Source organism: Curtobacterium sp. MCLR17_058 (genome assembly GCF_003234705.2).
GTDB classification, from domain to species: Bacteria; Actinomycetota; Actinomycetes; order Actinomycetales; family Microbacteriaceae; genus Curtobacterium; species Curtobacterium flaccumfaciens.
Genome location: NZ_CP126262.1, coordinates 2,681,178 through 2,700,633, shown reverse-complemented (window position 1 = coordinate 2,700,633; position 19,456 = coordinate 2,681,178). Strand labels below are relative to the sequence as shown.

Sequence of the window (19,456 nt, the reverse complement as noted above, 5' to 3'; positions counted from 1 at the left end):
CGACATGACCACGAACCTCGCGACCTACTCGGTCGTGCTCACGTACTCCGCGATGGCGGTGTACGTGGTCGCGTTCATCTCGTTCGCCCTCGACATGGCCAAACGCTCCGGCGACGTCACGGCCGCCGCGAAGAACGCGGGCGCCGACGACAGCTCGGCCGACGCGGCCAGCGCTGCGGCAGCACCCGGCGCGAAGACGGTCGCGACCGTCCGCGGCGGCACCGTCGTGCTCGAGCAGGTCGCCGCACCGCCGTCGAGCGGTTCGGCCGGCCGCGGCACGAAGTTCGAGCGCGTCGGCATGGCGATGACGATCCTCGCGCTCGTCCTGCACGTCGCCTCGGTCGTCCTCCGCGGCATCGCGGCCGACCGTGTGCCGTGGGGCAACATGTTCGAGTTCTCGCTGACCGGCACGGCGCTGATCACGCTGATCTTCCTGCTCGTGCAGTTCTGGCAGAACCTGAAGTTCCTCGGTGTCTTCATCACCGGCCTGACGATCATCCTGCTCGGCATCGCGACCGTGAACTACTGGGTCCCCGTCGTCCCGCTGCAGCCGGCCCTGCAGTCGTACTGGCTGGTCATCCACGTCTTCGTGGCGATCGCCGGCACCGGGTTCTTCGCGCTCGGCGCGGGGCTCGCGGTGGCGCAGCTCGTGCAGACGTACCGCCAGGGCCGCACGGCCTCCGGCAAGCTCCGCTTCATGGCGACGCTGCCCGACGCCGACCGGCTCGAGGTCCTGACCTACCGCGTCCTGCTCGTCGGCTTCGTCCTCTGGACGTTCACGCTCATCGCCGGTGCGATCTGGGCCGAGCGCGCCTGGGGTCGCTACTGGGGCTGGGACACGAAAGAGGTCTGGACCTTCATCATCTGGGTCGTCTACGCGGGCTACATCCACGCTCGTGCGACCCGTGGCTGGCGCGGTGCGCGGTCGTCCTGGCTGGCCCTCATCGGCTTCGCTGCGGTGATGTTCAACTTCTCGGTCGTGAACGTCTTCTTCAAGGGCCTGCACAGCTACTCGGGTCTGTGAGCCGCGCGGGTCGCTGACGCGGCCCTGGTCGCGACCACGACCGGACGGGAGGCACGGTGCCAGCTGGCACCGTGCCTCCCGTCCGTCGTCCGGGGTGCGTGCACGGCCAGGAAGACGCCGTCGTGTCGGTGGGACGCCGCGTCGTCGGTGAGACGCCGCTGATTACGGCGGCGTCTCGATGACTCGGCGGCGCCGAAAGGAGACGCCGGCGCCGAAAGGAGACGCCGGCGTCTTCCGGAGACGGCGGCGTCTCGTGAGGACGCGGCGGGCGCGCTACCCGGCGGCTGCGAGCAGGTCGTGCACGCGCGTCACCCGCTCGCGCCACCACGCCGTGCGCTCCGGCGACGCGGCGTACCGGTCCACCAGCTCCGGCGCGACGTCGACGCGGCGCACCGGCACCCGACCGCCGACCGGCAGCAGCGGATCGGTCGTGACGTCCCCGGCGAACATCGCGGCCGTCCCGAGCCCGGCGGCGTACCCGGGCGTCATCGCCGCGGCGGCCAGGAACGCTCCCATCCCGAGCCCGACCGAGGTGTCGAGCGCACTGGAGACGACGCACGGCAGCCCGGCGTCGGCGATGACGGCACGGGCCGCGGTGATCCCCCCGAGCGGCTGGGCCTTCACGACCAGGACGTCGGCGGCGCCGGCCCGGGCGACGGCGAGGGGGTCGCTCGCCTTCCGGACGCTCTCGTCCGCGGCGACCCGGACGCCGAGGCCGGCGATCCGCGACCGGAGCTCCGCGAGCTCGGGCACCGTCGCGCAGGGCTGCTCGGCGTACTGCAGGTCGAACGGTGCGAGCCGCTCGAGTGCCGCGGCGGCCTGCCCCACGCTCCACAGCCCGTTGGCGTCGATCCGGACCGTGGCCTCGGGCCCCATCACCCGGCGGACGGCGGCGACCCGGGCGACGTCGTCGTCGACGGTCGTGCCGGGTTCGGCGACCTTGACCTTGGCCGTCGTGCAGCCGGGGTACCGCGCGAGCAGGTCGGCGACGTCGGCGGCGGCGATCGCCGGGACGGTGGCGTTGACCGGCACGGAGTCGGCGGCGGGTTCGTGGTCGGTCCACCCGAAGTCGACGGTGGCGCGCAGCCAGGCGGCGGCCTCAGCGTCGTCGTACTCGACGAACGGCGAGAACTCGGTCCAGCCGGCGGGACCGCGCAGCACGACCGCCTCGCGCGTGGTGATGCCGCGGAACCGCACCCGCATGGGCAGGGCCACCACGTGGGCGTCGGCGAGGAGGTCGGCGAGGTCGGGGAGCACGTCCGCCATCCTCCCACCGCACCCAGGGGGCCCGCCGGTTCCTCGGAGGGGACCGCCAGGGCAGGGCACTAGCATGCATCGGTCGGCCTCGGTCGGCAGGGGAACGACCCGGAACGAGGGAGGCTCGGTGGCGGTGGATCCGCGGCAGCGCGCAGCACAGCAGCGTGCATCGCAGCGCCCGTCCGACCCGTCGAGCGCCGGAGCAGCACGCCCGGCGGCCTCGGCTCGTCCGGCAGCTGCAGCGCGACCCTCGGCGGCGACCCGCCCGGCAGCGGGCGCTCGATCCGCGGCGGCTCCCGGGCGCGACTCCGACGACTTCGCCCGCCTCATGCAGCGCAACACCGTCGACGTCCGGCAGACGGGTGGCACGAAGCGCCGCAACCCCGTCGTCGGCAAGATCGCCCTCGGCCTGGCCGTGGTGTCCGCCGCTGTGGACGCCAGTGCCTTCGCCGTGTTCATGGGCGGTGACACGAACTTCGCCTTCGGGATCTGCTTCGTCGTCGTGTTCCTGACGCTCGTCGCCGCCGTGCTCGGGTTCGTCGCCGCCGTCGGCTCGTTCGGACGCTGGTACGGCGCTGTCGGGGTCGTCCTGGCGTTCTTCGCGAACCCCGTGATCCTCATCGTGATCATGGTGTTCGTCGCGCCGGAGATCCTGACCGACATGGGCGCCTGACCCGCCAGACGCCCGGCGGTACGTTGGGAGCATGGCTGCTCCCGTCTCCGACCTGTTCGACCCCGACGTCTGGACCACCGCTCCGATCGCGGAGCAGTTCACCGACATCACGTACCACAAGCACGTCTCCAAGGGCATCGTCCGGGTCGCCTTCGATCGTCCCGAGGTCCGCAACGCCTTCCGCCCGCGCACGGTCGACGAGCTCTACCGCGCCCTCGACGACGCCCGGCAGGACCCCCGTGTCGGCGTCGTGCTGCTCACCGGCAACGGCCCGAGCCCGAAGGACGGCGGGTGGGCGTTCTGCTCCGGCGGCGACCAGCGCATCCGGGGGCGGAGCGGCTACCAGTACGTCGGTGACGAGGGCGCCCCGCCCGAGGGCGTCGACCCCGCGGCCGCCCAGGCATCGATGGGGCGGCTGCACATCCTCGAGGTCCAGCGGCTGATCCGGATGATGCCCAAGGTCGTCATCGCGGTCGTCCCCGGCTGGGCCGCTGGCGGTGGGCACTCGCTGCACGCGATCTGCGACCTCACCATCGCGAGCGCCGAGCACGGGAAGTTCAAGCAGACCGATGCCGACGTCGGCTCGTTCGACGGCGGCTACGGCAGCGCCTACTACGCCAAGCAGATCGGGCAGAAGTTCGCCCGCGAGGTCTTCTTCCTCGCCCAGGAGTACTCCGCCCAGCGCGCGTACGAGATGGGTGCGGTGAACGCCGTGGTGCCGCACGAGGACCTGGAGCGTGAGGCGATCCGCTGGGGCGAGATCGTGCTCGGCAAGTCGCCGACGGCGATCCGGATGCTCAAGTACGCGTTCAACGCTGTGGACGACGGCATGGTCGGCCAGCAGGTGTTCGCGGGCGAGGCGACGCGGTTGGCCTACGGCACCGACGAGGCGGTCGAGGGTCGCGACTCGTTCCTCGAGAAGCGCGCTCCCGAGTGGACCGCGTTCCCCTGGCACTACTGATGCCCCGTCCGCTGGTCGCGACCGGTACGTCGGACCCGACGGCCGTGCTGCGCGGCCTGGAGGCAGCACTCGCCGGCGGCCCCGCACTGCTCCCCGTCGCCGAGGGGGCACCGGCACTGCCGACGCCACCTCCGGCCGAGGTCCGGCAGGCGGTCGCCCTGGTGGTCGAGACGAGCGGGTCCACCGGCACCGGCAAGCGCGTGGCGCTCTCGTCCGAGGCGCTCCTCGCCGGTGCCGCCGCGGCGGACGCGGCACTCGGTGGGCCCGGGCGCTGGGTGCTCGCGCTGCCGACGCACTACATCGCCGGCATCAACGTCCTGACCCGCTCGATCACCGCGGGCACCGAACCGGTCGTCGTGCCGCCCGGGCACTTCGCGGCCGCCGCGTTCACCGAGGCGGCCGAACGGCTCGTCACCGGTCCGGCCGCGTCGCGTCGCTACACCTCGCTGGTGCCGGTGCAGCTCGCCCGGGTCCTCGACGACCCGGACGCCACCCGTGCGCTCGCCCGGTTCGACGCGGTCCTGGTCGGCGGGCAGGCCACCCCGGCGCCGCTCCGGCAGCGTGCGCTCGAGGCCGGGGTCCGGGTCGTGACGACGTACGGTGCGAGCGAGACGAGCGGCGGATGCGTGTACGACGGCGTCCCGTTCGGCACGGTGCGCACGGCGCTGGTCGACGGCGAGCTGCAGCTGGCGGGGCCGATGCTCGCCGAGGGGTACCTCGACGACGATGCCCGCACGGCGTCGGCCTTCGTCGAACGGGACGGGCTGCGCTGGTACCGGACCGGGGACACCGCGACCCTGTCCGACGGCGTGGTCCGCGTGCTCGGACGCCTCGACGACGTGGTGATCTCCGGCGGCGAGAAGGTCCAGCTCGGTGCGGTCGAGCGGCTCGTCCGCGGGCTGCCCGGGCAGGAGAGCGCCGTCGTCGTCCGGCGCGCAGCGGGGGAGTGGGGCGAGGTCCCGGTCGTCGTCACCGAGCAGCCGCTCGACGTCGAGGCCGTACGTGCGCACGTCGGGGCCACCCTGGGCCGTGCCGCCCGGCCGGCGGACGTCGTCGTGCTAGACCGGATCCCGATGCTGTCGTCGGGCAAACCCGACCGTCGGGCCGTGCAGGCGCTCGTGGAGCCGGGCCGCCCGTAGGGACCGCGAGCGGCCGGGCGGCGCATCGGCAATATGATCGGTGCTCGTGGCACGAACGAAGAACTCGACGCAGAAGCAGGGCCGGTCCGGCAACCCGGCGAAGGCCGCTGCCCCCGCCCGCACCAAGCGGAAGGCGACCGCACGCGACTGGATCGGTGGCGCACGCCTGCGCACCCTGACCCTCGGTGTCGTCCCGGTCGTGCTCGGCACCGCCGTCGCGTTCGTCGACAGCGGGGAGCCCGGCGACTTCGGCGACTACCTGGCGAAGGACGGCCACCTCGCCGTCGCGCTGCTCGCCCTGGCCGTGGCACTGTTCCTGCAGATCGGTGTGAACTACAGCAACGACTACTCCGACGGGGTCCGCGGCACCGACGAGTACCGCGTCGGCCCGGCACGACTCACCGGAGCCGGTCTGGCCAAGCCCCGGACCGTGCTCACCGTTGCCCTGACGTTCTTCGGCCTGGCCGCGGTCGCCGGCCTGGTCATCGTGCTGCTCACCCAGCTGTGGTGGTTGCTGCTCGTGGGGGCAGCCGCCATCGTCGCCGCCTGGTTCTACACCGGTGGCAAGAAGCCGTACGGGTACAACGCCCTCGGCGAGGTCTTCGTCTTCGTCTTCTTCGGGCTGGTCGCCGTGCTCGGCACCCAGTTCGTGCAGATCCGCGAGGTCACGGTCAGCGGCTGGGCAGCCGCGGTGGCCGCCGGCTTCTTCGCCTGCGCGGTCCTGATGGTGAACAACATCCGCGACATCGACGAGGACCAGCTGGCGGGCAAGCGCACGCTCGCCGTGGTCGTCGGTCGTCCGGTGGCCCGCGTCCTGTACGGCCTGTTCCTGATGCTGCCGTACGTCGTGCTGCTCTGGTTCGTGCTGCTGTACTTCCGCACGGGCTTCACGTACTTCTCGCTGCTGCTGGCGCTGCCGGCACTGGCGATCGGGGTGTCGTCACGGAAGCCCCGCGAGCTCATCACGGCCCTGCAGCTGTCGTCGTTCGCCTCGCTCGCCTTCGGCGTGGTGCTCGGGATCACCCTGGCCATCCAGCCGTAGCCGTCCCGGCTGCTCGACCGGACGGCCCCGCCCTCGCGCTCGGAGTCAGTCGGCGTCGGTGTCCCGGCGCGCCTCGTGCCGGTCCGCGTCGGACACCGGACGGACGGTCGGGGTGGCCGCGGCGTCGGAGTCGGCGGCATCGACGAAGTCGTCCTCGAAGTCCGAGTCGGCGTCCCGCTCCGGGGTGCCGCGGCGGTTCGCCAGGCTCAGGGCCACCTGCGTGCGCAGTCCGGACAGGGCGATGTACGAGATGAGCAGGCCCACCAGGGCGGCCACGATCGTCGCCCAGTACCACGGCATCGGCGTCAGGAGCAGGAGGAGCACGAGCGCCACCACGAAGATGCCGAGCCGAGCCAGGGTGTACAGGAGCCACGCTTTCACACGGTGAGTCTACGGAGCGCCGACCGGCAGGGGCATCACAGGGTCGCGACCTAGACTTCACCGCATGGTCCGCTTGTGGTTGATCGTCGCCGTGGCCGCCGTCGCCTTCACGGTGTACGCGGCCATCGACTGCGGCACGATGCCGCGTCAGCGCGTCCGTTCCCTGCGTCGTGGCGTGTGGCTCCTGCTCGTCATCATCCTGCCCGTCCTGGGCGGCGTCCTCTGGTTCCTGCTGGGTCGCACCCCGGCGGCCGACCCCGGTGCTTCGGCCCGGTACCGTGGACCCGAAGACGACCCGGACTTCCTCGGCACTACGCCGGAGCCGGGCACCACCCTCACGGACAAGGACCAGGACGACGCGACCCTCCGAGACCTCGAAGACCAGTTCCACGAGCGCGACGACGACGGCCGCACCGATCGCTGACGGCCCCGCTGGTTCGGGCAGCCCGGCTACGGACACCGCGCTCGCCCTCCTGCAGGAACTCGTGCGTGCCGGCGTCACCGACGTCGTGGTGAGCCCCGGTTCGCGTTCCCAGGCACTCGCCCTCGCGGCGGTCGCCCTCGAGCGCGCCGGCGGGTTGACCGTGCACGTGCGGTTGGACGAACGGACCGCCGGGTTCTTCGCACTCGGGCTCGCGGTCGAGACGCACCGACCCGCAGCGGTGGTGACGACGTCGGGTACCGCGGTGGCGAACCTGCACCCCGCCGTGCTCGAGGCGCACCACTCGGGTGTGCCGATGATCGTGCTGAGTGCCGACCGCCCCGACGAACTGCGCGGCATCGGCAGCAACCAGACCACCGTCCAGCCGGGGATCTTCGGCCAGGCCGTCGCCTTCGTCCGCGACGTCGAGGCCCCGTCGGCGCACGGCGTCGACGCCTCGGTCCGCGACACCCTGCGCACCCTCGCCCGACAGGCCGTCGCCGCCGCAGCCGGGCACACCGGACAGCCCGGTCCCGCGCAGCTCAACGTCGCGTTCCGCGAGCCGCTGTCGGCCGGACTCGCCCCGGAGCACGTCGGCCCCGTGCCCGAGGATGAGGTCGACCTGGCGTTCGCGACCCGCCGGGCGCACACGGGTCTGCCGGTCGCCGAACTCACCCCGGACGACGAACCGGGCACCGTCGTCATCGCCGGGCACGATGCCGGCGAGGACGCCGAGCGGATCGCCTGGGAACTCGGGGCGCCGCTCCTCGCCGAGGTCTCGAGCGGCGCGCGCTTCGGCCGCAACCTGGTCGTGGCCTACCGCGAACTCCTGCGCGACGCCGACCACGGTGGCGCCGTCCGCCGCGCCGTCGTGCTCGGCCACCCGACCCTCAGCAGAGAGGTCCCCGCGCTCCTGCAGCGCGACGGGGTCGAGACGATCGTCGTCCGCGGACCGGCGGCCGACCCCTTCGACCCGGCCCGCGCCTCCCGACCGGACGCCGTGACCACCTTCTTCTCCGACGTCCGCGTGACGGGCCGCACCCGGCCGGAGCACCGTGCGTGGGTCGGCCGCTGGGTCGGCGCCAGCCGACGGATCCTGGGGGACGGCGATGCCGGCCCGAACCTCGACGCCAAGCGCTCCGCCGACCGTGCCGAGCGGAACAAGTTCCTGCGTGACGAGGTCGCGCTCCGTCGCCGACCCGTCGACCGGGCCATGCTCGCCGAGGCCGTCTGGGGGGTGACCTGGCCGCACGACCGGCTGGTCCTCGGGGCGTCGCAGCTCATCCGTGAAGCCGACGCCCGGGTGCTCGGCAAGAAGATCCGGGTGCACGCGAACCGCGGGCTCGCGGGTATCGACGGCACCGTCTCGACCGCACTCGGCATCGCCGCGGCGCTCGAGCAGTCCTCGGCCTCAGTGGGCACCACACGCGTGCTCCTCGGCGACCTGACCCTGCTGCACGACCTCGGAGCGTTCGTCACCGGCACCGAGGAACGCACCCACCGGGTGCAGGTCGTCGTCGGCAACGACCACGGCGGCGCGATCTTCCGCGGGCTCGAGGTGGCGAAGACCACGCCCGAAGCCGACATGCGGCGGATGATGTCGACCCCGCAGCACGTCGACGTCGAACGGGTCGTCACGGGCCTCGGGTGGGAGTACCGCCGGGCGGCGACGTGGGGTGACCTGGAGCGGGTGCTCACCGACCCAGCCGAGCGGGTCGTGATCGAGGTCCCGCTGGCCGACTGACCGGCCAGCGGCTGTCGGGGACCGCGCGGCCGCGAGGGTCGCTCGACCGCGTGGATCGCGCGACCGCGTGGGTCGCGCGCATGCCTCAGGCCAGCGCGTCGGTGATCGGCCGGAACTTCAGCGCCGTCTCGGCGACCTCGCGCGCCGGCTCCGAACCGGCCACGATCCCGGCCCCCGCCCAGGCCCGCACGGTGCCGTCGTCGTCGATCCGGGCGCTGCGGAGCGCGAGCATCCACTCGCCGTCACCCGTCGCGCTCATCCAGCCGACCGGCCCGGCGTAGCGGCCCCGGTCGACGCCCTCGAGCTCGGCGACCAACTGCACGGCCACGTCCGTCGGGGTCCCGGCGACCGCGGCCGTCGGGTGCAGGGCGTCGGCGACGTCCAGCGACGTGGTGTCGGGCGGCAGCGTGGCCTGCACGTCGGTCGCCAGGTGCCACAGGTTCGGCAGCTGCAGCCGGAACGGTTCGGCGTCGGCGCGCAGGTCCGTCGCGAGCGGGGCGAGGGCCGCGAGCAGGCTGTCGATCGCGAAGGTGTGCTCCTCGACGTCCTTGGCACTGCTGGCGAGGGCCTCGGCGGCGGCCCGGTCGGACACCTCGTCGGTGCCCCGGGCGGCGCTGCCGGCGAGCACCCGTGCGGTCAACCGCGTGCCGTCGGTGCGGGCGAGGGTCTCGGGGGTGGCGCCGACCAGCCCGTCCACCGCGAAGGTCACGCACTGCGGGTAGGCGGCCGCGAGGTCGAGCAGGACCGCCCGTCGATCGGCTCCCGGCGGCAGCGTGCCGACGAGGTCGCGGGCGAGCACCACCTTGCGGGCATCCCCGGCCACGATGCGGCGGACCGCCTCGGTCACGTTGGCGGCGTAGGTGTCCTCGTCGATGTGCCCGGGCCGCAGGGCCACGGAGACGTGCGTCCCGACGTGGGGGACCGGGACCGAGGTCCGGGTGAAGGCCAGGGGCTCCGCGCCGAGCGTCGTGTCGATCGCGGTCAGCCAGGCCTTGCCGCGACGCCGGCCGAGGACCACCCGGGGCACGATGAGCACGCTCTCGTCGGCGGAGTCGTCGGCGAAGGCGAACGACCCGAACGCGACGAGCCCCGAACCGCGCAGCTGCACCGGGTCGTCGACGACGGCGGTCTCGACGATGCTGCGCCAGAGAGCCGCGGCGTCACGCATCCGGTCCGGGCCGGTGAAGGTGAACCGGAGCGCCTCACCGATGCCGACGATGCCGTCGCCGTTCCGGACGAAGGCGAGGGGACGGTCGCGGAGCGTGTGGCGGAGGACGGCGCCCGGGTCGTCGAGGATCCGGGTCGAGACCGTCAGCGGGGGCGCCGCCGTGGTGGTTCGGGTCACGGCTCCGATGCTACGCGCCGATCCCGCACCGCCCGGGTGGCTGCGAGTCCGGTGAACGCTCGGTCGGGACCTCTAGGATTGATCGTGTGAGCAGAGCGGACCTGAACAAGCGCCCGGACGAGGTGGCGGCGATGTTCGACGACGTCGCGGCCAAGTACGACCTCACGAACGACATCCTGTCGGCGGGCAATGCCCCGCTGTGGCGTGTCGCGACGGTCCGTGCGGTCGACCCGCAGCCCGGCGAGAAGGTCCTCGACATCGCCGCGGGCACCGGGACCAGCGCAGCGGCCTTCGCCAAGAAGGGCGCCGAGGTCACCGCGCTCGACCTGTCCGCCGGCATGATCGCCGTCGGCCGCGAACGCCACCCCGAGATCACCTTCGTCGAGGGCGATGCCGAGCAGCTGCCCTTCGACGACGACACGTTCGACGCCGTCACGATCTCGTTCGGGCTGCGCAACGTGAACGACCCGAAGCAGGCGCTCGCCGAGATGCTGCGCGTCCTGAAGCCCGGTGGCCGCGTCGTCATCTGTGAGTTCTCGACGCCGCCCCGCGCCCTGCTGCGCTTCGGCTACGGCACCTACCTGAAGCGCGTGCTCCCGGGCATCGCGCGGCTCTCGAGCAGCAACCCGGCCGCCTACCGCTACCTCGCCGAGTCGATCGACGCGTGGCCTGACCAGCAGGTGCTCACCCAGTGGCTCCGCGGTGTCGGCTTCTCGGTGGTCGCCTACCGCAACCTGACGGCCGGTATCGTCGCACTGCACCGTGGCCGCAAGCCCGTCGCCGACACGGTGCGCGAGTCCGCGGCACGGCGTGCGAAGGCCCGCCGTGACCACCAGAACACCGGCGAGCAGCCGCGCGTCGACCCGGCCGCCGACTGACCGGTCACCACCCCCGAAGACGGAGCAGCACTTGAATCCGAGCGTCCCGGTCGCACGTCGCGCGCCGAGCCTGCGCGCATCGCTGGGCATCGGCGAGCGGTTGTTCGCCACGCCCGCCGACCGACGCTTCATCTCCGCGGTCGACGACGGGCTCGAACTCGTCGAGCAGGGGCTCGAGGACGCCATGCGCTCCACCGACACCCTGGCCGACACCACCAGCCGGTACCTGCTGTCCGCCGGTGGCAAGCGCATCCGTCCGACCCTGACGCTCCTCATCGCCCAGCTCGGTGACGGCGTGACCGACGCCGTGGTCAAGGCCGCGGTGAGCATCGAGACCACGCACCTGGCGTCGCTGTACCACGACGACGTCATGGACGAGGCGCCCGTGCGACGCGGGGTCCCCGCCGCACAGATCACCTACGGCAACAACGTGGCGATCCTCACCGGCGACCTGCTCTTCGCCCGCGCCAGCCTGATCACCGCCGACCTCGGCACGGAGGGCATCCGGATGCAGGCCGAGACCTTCCAGCGCCTCTGCATGGGGCAGCTGCACGAGACCACCGGGCCGCAGCCGGACGACGACCCGCTCGAGCACTACATCCAGGTGCTCAGCGACAAGACCGGTTCGCTCATCGCCACCGCGGCACGTGCCGGCGTGATGTTCTCCGGTGCCGACCGTGCCTACCTCGACGCCGTCGGTACCTTCGGCGAGAAGGTCGGCGTGGCCTTCCAGCTCGTCGACGACGTCATCGACCTCGCCCCCGCGACGGACAAGACCGGCAAGATCGCCGGCAACGACCTGCGTGCCGGCGTCGACACCCTGCCGGTCCTGCAGCTGCGCCGGATGGCCGCGACCGACCCGTCCGCGCAGCACCTGGTCGAGCGCATCGAGCGCGACGTCAACGGCGCGCCGGACGACGTGGTCGACTCCGCGCCGTACCAGTCGGCCGTCGCCGCACTCCGCGAGCACGAGGCCACCGCGGCGACCCGAGCCGTCGCCGTCGCCTGGGCCCGCGAAGCCGTCGCCGCCCTCGCCCCGCTCCCCGACGGCACCGTGAAACGGGCACTCACCCGCTTCGCGGACTCCGTCGTCGACCGAAGCCGTTGAACACCCCTCCCGACGGCGCACGCACTGCGGCCCGGTCGGGAGGCCCCCCGGGAACCCCCACCCGAACGAACTGGAGACGATCAGTGCCCACCCTCCGACTCGCCATCGTCGGCGCCGGCCCGGCCGGCATCTACGCCGCGGACATCCTGCTGCGCGAGGCCCACGGCTACGACGTGTCGATCGACCTGTTCGAGCAGCTCCCCGCGCCCTACGGTCTGGTCCGGTACGGCGTCGCCCCCGACCACCCGCGCATCAAGGGCATCATCAACGCCCTGCGCGACGTCCTCGACCGCGGTGTCGTCCGGCTGTTCGGCAACGTGCGCTACGGCGAGGACATCACCCTCGAGGACCTCAAGAAGCACTACAACGCGGTCGTGTTCTCGACCGGCGCGATCAAGGACGCCGACCTCGACATCCCCGGTGTCGACCTCGACGGCTCGTACGGCGCCGCCGAGTTCGTGAGCTGGTTCGACGGCCACCCGGACGTCCCGCGCACCTGGCCGCTGAACGCCGAGAGCGTCGCGGTCATCGGCGTCGGCAACGTCGCCCTCGACGTCTCGCGCATCCTGGCGAAGCACGCCGACGACCTGCTGCCGACCGAGATCCCCGCGAACGTGTACGAGGGCCTCAAGGCCTCGCCCGTGACGGACGTGCACGTCTTCGGCCGCCGTGGTCCGGCGCAGGTGAAGTTCACGCCGCTCGAGCTGCGCGAGCTCGGTGAGGTCCGTGACGTCGACATGGTGGTCTACGACGAGGACTTCGACCACGACGAGGCCTCGAAGACCGCGATCGCGACGAACAAGCAGGTCATGGTGATCAACCGTGTCCTCGAGCAGTGGCGCACGCGCGAGGTCGGCCAGGCCAGCCGCCGGCTCCACCTGCACTTCTACGCGAAGCCGATCGAGTTCGTCGGCGACGAGCAGGGCAAGCTGACCGCCATCCGCTACGAGCGCACCCGTCCGAACGGCGAGGGCGGCGTCGAGGGCACCGGCGAGATCCGCGAGATCCCGATCCAGGCCGCCTACCGCGCGGTCGGGTACTTCGGTTCCCCGCTGCCCGGTGTGCCGTTCGACGAGCGGCACGGTGTCATCCCGAACCACGAGGGCCAGGTCCTCGACGACGACAACCAGCAGATCCCCGGGGTGTACGCCACCGGCTGGATCAAGCGCGGTCCGGTCGGGCTCATCGGGCACACGAAGTCCGACGCGATGGAGACCGTGCAGCACATCGTCAACGACCAGGCGAGCTGGTGGACCCCGGAGGACCCCTCCGACGAGGCGATCCCGGCCCTGCTCCGCGAGCGCGGTGTCGAGTACACCGACCTCGAGGGCTGGCACCACCTCGACACCCACGAGCAGGCGCTCGGTGCGGTCGACGGGCGCGAGCGCATCAAGGTGGTGCCGCGCGACGAGATGATCGAGGTCTCGCTCGGACGCGTCGACACCCCGACGAGCTGACGACACCATGACCGACACGCGCCCCGTCCCGTTCACAGCGGTGCGGGGCGCGTCCGCGTCGGGGATGCGGCTGCAGGGTGTCGACGTGGCCCGTGCGGTCGCGCTGCTCGGCATGATGGCCGCACACATCGGCGGCATCGCGGAGCAGCTCGACTGGACCGACCCGGCCACCTGGACCGCCGTCGCCCACGGGCGCCCGTCCACGCTGTTCGCGGTCCTCGCCGGCGTCTCGATCGGTCTGACGAGCGGCCGCACGGACCCACCCGGCCCGCCCACCATCGGCCGCATCCGTGCACGGCTCGCGATCCGCGCCGTGGTGGTCGTCGTCATCGGGCTCGCCCTGATGGCGCTCGACACCCCCGTGTACGTGATCCTGCCGACCTACGGGGTGCTGTTCCTGCTCGTGGTCCCGGTGCTCCGCGTCCGCCCGGCGGCGCTGCTCGGCATCGCCGCGCTCTGCGCGGTGCTGTCGCCGCTCGCCGCGCTGACGATCGCGCCGGCCTACGCGGACGCCGGCATGATCGGCGTCCAGCTCGGCCTGGTCTACCCCGTGGTCACCTTCCTGGCGTACGTCCTGGTGGGGCTCGCGGTCGCCCGGGTCGGCCTGGAGGACCGTGGCCGGCAGATCCTGGTCCTGGCGTCCGGCGCACTGGTCGCCGCCACCGCGTACGTCGCCGGGTCCGTCCTCGCCCCGCTGCCCGACGACGCGGCCCTGGCGTTCCCCGGGGTCCCGTCCGCGGGCGACGCGTCGACCCCCGGCCAGGCCCTCGCGCAGCTGTTCCTGTCCCCGCGCGACCACTCGTCGTCGGTCGTCGACGTGGTCGGCACCGCCGGGGTGGCGGTCGCGGTGATCGCCCTCTGCCTGCTCGTGTTCGACGGCCGCGGGCGCGTCGCCGAGCGGATCGCGTTCCCCCTGGCGGCCGTGGGGTCGATGCCGCTGACGGTGTACTCGGGGCACCTCGTGGTCATCGCGATGCTGCCGAGCTACCCCGAGTCGGCCGAGGCCTGGGGCTGGTTCGCCCTCGGCTCGGTGGTCTTCGCGATGCTGTGGCGGCGGTTCCTCGGCCGTGGCCCGCTCGAGCGGGTGGTCGGGGCCCTGGCGTCCCTCGTCCCGATGCGCTGAGCGCACCTGGCGGGCCCGCACCGGGCCTCCAGGCTGGCTACTGCAGCGCTGCCGTGAGCCGCGGAACGCTCGCCGCACGGTGCAGGGTTGTCCGTTCGCCGGGAGCTTGCTCGCCTGGTGCCCCGCTGTCGCGACGCACGGTGCGGCCAAGGTCGCACCGGGTGGAGGACGACGCACCGTGCGCGGCGGAGGCGACCCGCGCCTCCCGTCCGCACCGTGCGTGGTTGGTTGTGCGACGCGTGGCGCACGGCATCCTGAACCGGCTCGGAACGCCCCGCACGGTGCAGGGTTGTCCGTTCACCGCGGGCTTGCTCGCCGGGTGCCCCGCTGTCGCGACGCACGGTGCGGCCAAGGTCGCACCGTGTGGAGGACGACGCACGGTGCGACGGTGCACGCTGCGACGGTGCGACAGCGTCCGCTACTGCAGCGCCGCCGTGAGCCGCGCGACGTTGTCGAGCACCTTGGACCGGCGCGGACGGTCGACCCACGCGTCGAGCGTGAGCTCGAAGCTGTGCTCCTTGTAGGAGTCCTGCACCTCGCGCAGGGCATCGACGAAGCGGTGACCGCGCACCATCACGGAGACCTCGAGGTTCAGGCTGAACGAGCGCATGTCCATGTTGCTCGACCCGATCACCGACACCTCGTCGTCGATCGTGAAGTGCTTGGCGTGCAGGATCGTCGGCTCCCGGTACAGCCAGATCCGCACGCCGGCCCGCAGGAGTTCCTCGTAGTAGGAGCGCTGCGCGTGCCAGGTCATGGCGTGGTCGCCCATCTCGCCGACGAACAGCTCGACGTCGACCCCGCGCTGGGCGGTCGTGGTGATGGCGTAGAGCATCGAGTCGTCCGGCACGAAGTACGGCGACGTGATCGAGACCTTCTGCTGCGCCGAGTAGAGCAGCGCGTTGAACAGGCGCAGGTTGTTCTCGCCGTCGAAGCCCGGGCCCGACGGCACCACCTGGCAGTCGAGCGCATCGCCGCGGTCGGCCCGCTGGACGGGGTCGCTCTCACGCAGCAGCAGCTCGTCGGTCTCGCTGTACCAGTCGGTGACGAACAGGGCGTTGAGCCCCGCGACCACCGGTCCCTCGAACCGGGCGAACAGGTCCTTGTAGACCATGCCCTTCTCGATGTGGGACTTGATGTCGTACGACGCGTCGATCAGGTTCTGCGAGCCGGTGAACGCGACCGAGCCGTCGATCACCATGATCTTCCGGTGGTTCCGGAGGTCGGGGCGCTGGAACTTCCCCTGCAGCGGCAGGAGGGGCAGCATCAGGTGCCACTCGATGCCCGCCTGGTCCATGAACGCCAGGGTGTCCTTGTAACCCGGGTAGCCGCGGCTCGCCCAGTGGTCGAGCAGGAACCGTACGGTGACGCCACGTGCCTGCGCCCGCGCGAGCGCCTCGAAGAACGGGCGTGTGGTGTCGTCGAGCGTCGCGATGTAGAACTCGACGTGCACGAACCGGCGGGACTGGTCGATCGCCCGGGTCATCTCCGCGATCGACTCCTCGGAGTCGGGGTAGAGCTCCGCGGAGTTGCCACCGACCAACGGCATCGCACCGAGTTCGCGGTTCAGCCGCGTGACGCTCTCGAGCCACGCGGGCCACGGGTGGTCACGGCGGACCCGCTCGATGCCCTCGGTCTGCTCGAGGATGTACGCGTTGATCTCGGTCTGCTTCTCGCGACGGGCGCGGGGGAGCTTCGTCGACCCGATGACCAGGAAGACGATGAAGCCGATGTAGGGGATGAGGAAGATCGCGAGCAGCCACGCCGTCGCGGTCTGCGGCTTCCGGTTGATCGGGACGTAGATGATCGAGAAGACGCGGATCGCCAGGTCCAGCAGGACGAGCAGGACGGTGATGACGACGCTGAGCCAGTGCTCCACGGGGTGCCGGTGTCGGGTGTCGTTCGCAGGGGCCGCTGGTCAGCGGAAGTTGATGAACTGCAACGGGACGTCGAACTCTTCACCCTTGAGGAGCTGGATCGTGTTCTGCAGGTCGTCACGGCTCTTCGACGAGACGCGGAGCTCGTCGCCCTGGATCTGGCTCTTCACCGTCTTCGGGGCGTTGGCGCGCAGGAAGGCGCCGATCTTCTTCGCCACGTCCTGCTCGATGCCGTTCTTGAACTTCACCTCGATGCGGTACTCCTTGCCCGAGGGGTACGGGTCGCCGGCGTCGAGGCTCTTCAGGCTGATGTTCCGCTTGATCGCCTTGCTCTGCAGGACGTCGAGCACGGCCTTGGCGCGCTCTTCCGAGTTCGCCTTGATGAGGACGTCCTCGCCGCTGAACGCGACCGAGGCGTCGGCGCCCTTGAAGTCGTACCGCTGCTCGATCTCCTTGGCCGCCTGGTTGAGGGCGTTCTCCGCCTCCATCTTGTCGACCTTGCTGACCACGTCGAAGGAACTGTCTGCCATGCGGAACAGCCTAACGGCGGACGGGAGGCCCGGTTCGGCCCCCGTGCGCGGGCCCTGGTGGGTGCGTGGTCGCGTCCAGGGCCGATGGTCACGACCACCGTCAGCCATCCGCTATGCTTTTGTGCGCGCCTTCGGTTGGTGATCACACCGGCTGGGTGCGCATGGCAAGTTACCCAAGCGGCCAAAGGGATCTGACTGTAAATCAGCCGGCGTAGCCTTCGGGGGTTCGAATCCCTCACTTGCCACCATCTGATCGGCCCCGTCCACTGCGGACGGGGCCGATGGTGTTTCCGGGAGGATGGGTGCATGGCATCCGACCTCACCCCGTCCCAGTTCGCCGACCTCGCCGAGTCGATCGCCCGTGACGCAGCGGCGCTGGCCGCACGGCGCCGCGCCGAGGGGGTCGAGGTCGCGGACCGGAAGTCGAGCATCGTCGACGTGGTCACGGCCGCCGACCGTGAGGTCGAGGCACTCATCCGCGCCCGCATCGCCGAGGCCCGACCGGACGACGCCTTCCACGGCGAGGAGTCCGGGTCGGCCTCCGGCGCCTCGGGCATCACGTGGGTGGTGGACCCGATCGACGGCACGGTCAACTACCTGTACGGCAGCGCCGACTACGGCGTGAGCATCGGCGTCGTGCGCGGAGCACCCGACCCGATGACCTGGGAGCCGATCGCGGGCGTCGTCGTGGCGCCGGCGACGGGCACCGTCTTCCGGGCGGCGGTCGGGCAGGGTGCGACCCGTGACGGGGAACCGTTGTCCGTCGCCACGCCCGGTTCGCTCGCCGAGACGCTCGTCGCCACCGGGTTCGGGTACACGGCCGACCGTCGCCGGGAGCAGGTCGCGGTGCTGGCCGGACTCATCGGCGAGGTGCGGGACATCCGCCGCGGGGGAGCGGCGTCGCTCGACTGCTGCGCCGTCGGGGCGGGCGTGGTGGACGCGTACTACGAGCGCGGGATCAACCCGTGGGACATGGCGGGCGGGGCCCTCGTCGCGCAGGAGGCCGGCGCGGCGATCCGCATCTGGGAGGCCGGGGGGACCCGCTCCTTCCTCTTCGCGAGCCCCGCCGTCGCCGACGAACTCGAGGCCCTGGTGCGTGGACTCGAGGCCGGTGCACTCGGAGCCGTGCGGGCCTGAGGACGCGCCGATCCCCAGGTCCGGGGGTGCCGGGAGGACATGACCACGACTGGCGACCTGCGACGTCTCCTGCTAGCGTGCTCAGGTCCCGTTACCTGCTCGTTACCAACGAGTGAGCCCTTCTCTGATCAGGATCGCCACCGCACGCATGCCCCGTACTCCTCTGTCGTCCGCTCCCACCGACGGTTCCGTCGACGCCGCCACCCCGGTCGTCCACCAGACCCGACGCGCTCGGATCGAGGCAGAGCGGGCCGCGGCGAAGGGCGCGGTCGTGGTGCAGGAGGCGCACGACTCGACGGGTCCGAGCTTCGACGACGTGATCGGTGCGGTCACGCCGGGAACCCCCGCGGCCCCCGTGTCGCCGATCGACCTCGCACCGGCGTCGCCCGTGCGCCCGGCCTCCCGCATCGTGACGCCGCCGGCCCCCACCTCGCCCGTCGTGCACGCGCAGCCGGCCGCTCGCGCTGCCTCGGTGTCGCAGCCGCGTCGGGTCGCTGGGCAGGTCCCCGCGTCGCGTCGTCGCAGCAGCCGTCCGGCGCCGACGGCCCCGGTCGACCGCGCGACCCGTCACATCCGTTCCAGCACCCCCGTCAGCGCACCGGCCCCGAAGCGTGGTGCGTCGTTCCGCCGGTCGGCCTCCCGTGTGACCGCGGTCGGCGCCCTGCTCTTCGCGGCCGGCCTGGTCGTGTCGACCTCGCTGCCGGCCCAGGCGCTCTGGGTGCCCGAGTCCGGCTCGACCGCGGCCCGTGCCAGCTCGGGTGCCACCCAGTCGATGCAGGTCGGTGCCGCTGCTGACGGGTCGACCGCCCGTGACCAGTTCACGGTCTCGGACGCCACGCAGTACGCGAACGTCGACTCCTCCAGCTTCACGAACGACCCGACCGGCACGATCCAGTGGCCGTTCCTGACCGGTGTCCCGATCACCTCGGGCTTCGGCGGACGCCAGGTCGCCGGGTGCTCGTTCTGCTCGACGAACCACATGGGCGTCGACTTCGCCCCGGGCGAGGGCACCCCGATCGGCGTCATCGCGGCCGGGACCGTCATCAAGGTGCAGGCGAACGACGGCGGCTTCGGCAACGACGTCTGGGTCGAGCACGACGTCGACGGCAAGCAGTTCGTCAGCGTCTACGGCCACATGGAGGACAACTCCTTCAAGGTGGTCACCGGCCAGCACGTCGAGGTCGGCGACATCCTCGGCCTCGTCGGCAGCACGGGCAACTCCACGGGCCCGCACCTGCACCTCGAGGTGCACGTCGACGGGGTCCCGGTGGACCCGCTGGCGTGGCTCAAGAACAACGCGAACTAGCGGCCCACGACGCGGCACGCCCGGGCGTCTCGCCCGGTTCCGGAGCAGCGTCG

18 protein-coding genes and 1 tRNA gene are annotated in these 19,456 nt (G+C 72.0%); 14 read left to right on the top strand and 5 right to left on the bottom strand.

Annotation, left to right across the window (positions count from 1 at the left end; all coding sequences use genetic code 11):
- Positions 1–4 precede the first annotated feature (4 nt).
- A complete protein-coding gene (gene ccsB / locus DEJ11_RS12695; RefSeq protein ID WP_111103681.1) occupies positions 5–1,024 on the top strand; it encodes a c-type cytochrome biogenesis protein CcsB in 1,020 nt (339 codons plus the stop codon).
- Between the two features lie 273 nt (positions 1,025–1,297).
- Here ccsB and DEJ11_RS12690 read toward each other — a convergent pair whose 3' ends face one another.
- Positions 1,298–2,290 (bottom strand): o-succinylbenzoate synthase, encoded by a 993-nt coding sequence (locus DEJ11_RS12690; RefSeq protein ID WP_111103631.1) that lies wholly within the window; start codon positions 2,288–2,290, stop codon positions 1,298–1,300.
- A gap of 118 nt (positions 2,291–2,408) precedes the next feature.
- On the opposite strand from DEJ11_RS12690, the gene DEJ11_RS12685 reads away from it, so the two are divergent.
- The 4 genes from DEJ11_RS12685 to DEJ11_RS12670 are packed head-to-tail and all read left to right on the top strand — an operon-like array spanning position 2,409 to position 6,096.
- Entirely contained in the window at positions 2,409–2,954 is a 546-nt protein-coding gene (locus tag DEJ11_RS12685; protein WP_146245060.1) for a hypothetical protein, read from the top strand.
- 31 nt (positions 2,955–2,985) lie between these two features.
- Entirely contained in the window at positions 2,986–3,915 is a 930-nt protein-coding gene (locus DEJ11_RS12680) for a 1,4-dihydroxy-2-naphthoyl-CoA synthase (RefSeq protein ID WP_111029377.1), read from the top strand.
- Positions 3,915–5,054 carry an AMP-binding protein gene (locus DEJ11_RS12675; RefSeq protein ID WP_111103630.1) on the top strand — a complete coding sequence of 380 codons (1,140 nt, stop codon included), beginning with the start codon at positions 3,915–3,917 and terminating at the stop codon, positions 5,052–5,054. Before DEJ11_RS12680 ends, DEJ11_RS12675 begins: the two co-directional genes overlap by 1 nt.
- A gap of 40 nt (positions 5,055–5,094) precedes the next feature.
- Positions 5,095–6,096 (top strand): 1,4-dihydroxy-2-naphthoate polyprenyltransferase, encoded by a 1,002-nt coding sequence (locus tag DEJ11_RS12670; protein ID WP_111032004.1) that lies wholly within the window; start codon positions 5,095–5,097, stop codon positions 6,094–6,096.
- A 45-nt stretch (positions 6,097–6,141) separates the two neighbouring features.
- Here DEJ11_RS12670 and DEJ11_RS12665 read toward each other — a convergent pair whose 3' ends face one another.
- On the bottom strand, positions 6,142–6,477 hold the full coding sequence (locus DEJ11_RS12665; protein ID WP_111032003.1) for a DUF4229 domain-containing protein: 336 nt from the start codon (positions 6,475–6,477) through the stop codon (positions 6,142–6,144).
- A gap of 64 nt (positions 6,478–6,541) precedes the next feature.
- On the opposite strand from DEJ11_RS12665, the gene DEJ11_RS12660 reads away from it, so the two are divergent.
- Complete coding sequence (locus DEJ11_RS12660; protein ID WP_071406307.1) at positions 6,542–6,901, top strand: PLDc N-terminal domain-containing protein; 360 nt, start codon at positions 6,542–6,544, stop codon at positions 6,899–6,901.
- A complete protein-coding gene (menD, locus tag DEJ11_RS12655) occupies positions 6,894–8,642 on the top strand; it encodes a 2-succinyl-5-enolpyruvyl-6-hydroxy-3-cyclohexene-1-carboxylic-acid synthase (RefSeq protein ID WP_111103679.1) in 1,749 nt (582 codons plus the stop codon). Before DEJ11_RS12660 ends, menD begins: the two co-directional genes overlap by 8 nt.
- A gap of 85 nt (positions 8,643–8,727) precedes the next feature.
- On the opposite strand, the gene DEJ11_RS12650 is transcribed toward menD, so the two are convergent.
- On the bottom strand, positions 8,728–9,987 hold the full coding sequence (locus DEJ11_RS12650) for an isochorismate synthase (protein WP_111103629.1): 1,260 nt from the start codon (positions 9,985–9,987) through the stop codon (positions 8,728–8,730).
- 86 nt (positions 9,988–10,073) lie between these two features.
- Between DEJ11_RS12650 and DEJ11_RS12645 the strand changes: the two genes are divergently transcribed.
- The 4 genes from DEJ11_RS12645 (at position 10,074) to DEJ11_RS12630 (ending at position 14,553) form a co-directional block, all read left to right on the top strand.
- Positions 10,074–10,865, top strand: coding sequence for a demethylmenaquinone methyltransferase (locus DEJ11_RS12645; RefSeq protein WP_017888622.1), 792 nt, complete (start codon positions 10,074–10,076; stop codon positions 10,863–10,865).
- Between the two features lie 31 nt (positions 10,866–10,896).
- On the top strand, positions 10,897–11,973 hold the full coding sequence (locus DEJ11_RS12640) for a polyprenyl synthetase family protein (protein ID WP_027466355.1): 1,077 nt from the start codon (positions 10,897–10,899) through the stop codon (positions 11,971–11,973).
- 83 nt (positions 11,974–12,056) lie between these two features.
- Positions 12,057–13,430 (top strand): FAD-dependent oxidoreductase, encoded by a 1,374-nt coding sequence (locus tag DEJ11_RS12635; RefSeq protein WP_110863405.1) that lies wholly within the window; start codon positions 12,057–12,059, stop codon positions 13,428–13,430.
- A gap of 7 nt (positions 13,431–13,437) precedes the next feature.
- On the top strand, positions 13,438–14,553 hold the full coding sequence (locus DEJ11_RS12630) for a heparan-alpha-glucosaminide N-acetyltransferase domain-containing protein (protein WP_284176630.1): 1,116 nt from the start codon (positions 13,438–13,440) through the stop codon (positions 14,551–14,553).
- A 418-nt stretch (positions 14,554–14,971) separates the two neighbouring features.
- Here the strand turns inward: DEJ11_RS12630 and cls are convergent, their stop codons facing one another.
- Together cls and DEJ11_RS12620 are read right to left on the bottom strand one after the other, a co-directional pair.
- Positions 14,972–16,432 carry a cardiolipin synthase gene (gene cls / locus DEJ11_RS12625; protein ID WP_111029385.1) on the bottom strand — a complete coding sequence of 487 codons (1,461 nt, stop codon included), beginning with the start codon at positions 16,430–16,432 and terminating at the stop codon, positions 14,972–14,974.
- Positions 16,433–16,471: 39 nt separating this feature from the next.
- On the bottom strand, positions 16,472–16,960 hold the full coding sequence (locus tag DEJ11_RS12620) for a YajQ family cyclic di-GMP-binding protein (RefSeq protein WP_017888627.1): 489 nt from the start codon (positions 16,958–16,960) through the stop codon (positions 16,472–16,474).
- 163 nt (positions 16,961–17,123) lie between these two features.
- On the opposite strand from DEJ11_RS12620, the gene DEJ11_RS12615 reads away from it, so the two are divergent.
- The 3 genes from DEJ11_RS12615 (at position 17,124) to DEJ11_RS12605 (ending at position 19,403) form a co-directional block, all read left to right on the top strand.
- Positions 17,124–17,208, top strand: a tRNA-Tyr gene (locus DEJ11_RS12615).
- A 58-nt stretch (positions 17,209–17,266) separates the two neighbouring features.
- Entirely contained in the window at positions 17,267–18,097 is an 831-nt protein-coding gene (locus DEJ11_RS12610; protein WP_111038103.1) for an inositol monophosphatase family protein, read from the top strand.
- A 148-nt stretch (positions 18,098–18,245) separates the two neighbouring features.
- On the top strand, positions 18,246–19,403 hold the full coding sequence (locus DEJ11_RS12605; protein ID WP_111103212.1) for a M23 family metallopeptidase: 1,158 nt from the start codon (positions 18,246–18,248) through the stop codon (positions 19,401–19,403).
- The last annotated feature ends 53 nt before the right edge of the window (positions 19,404–19,456 follow it).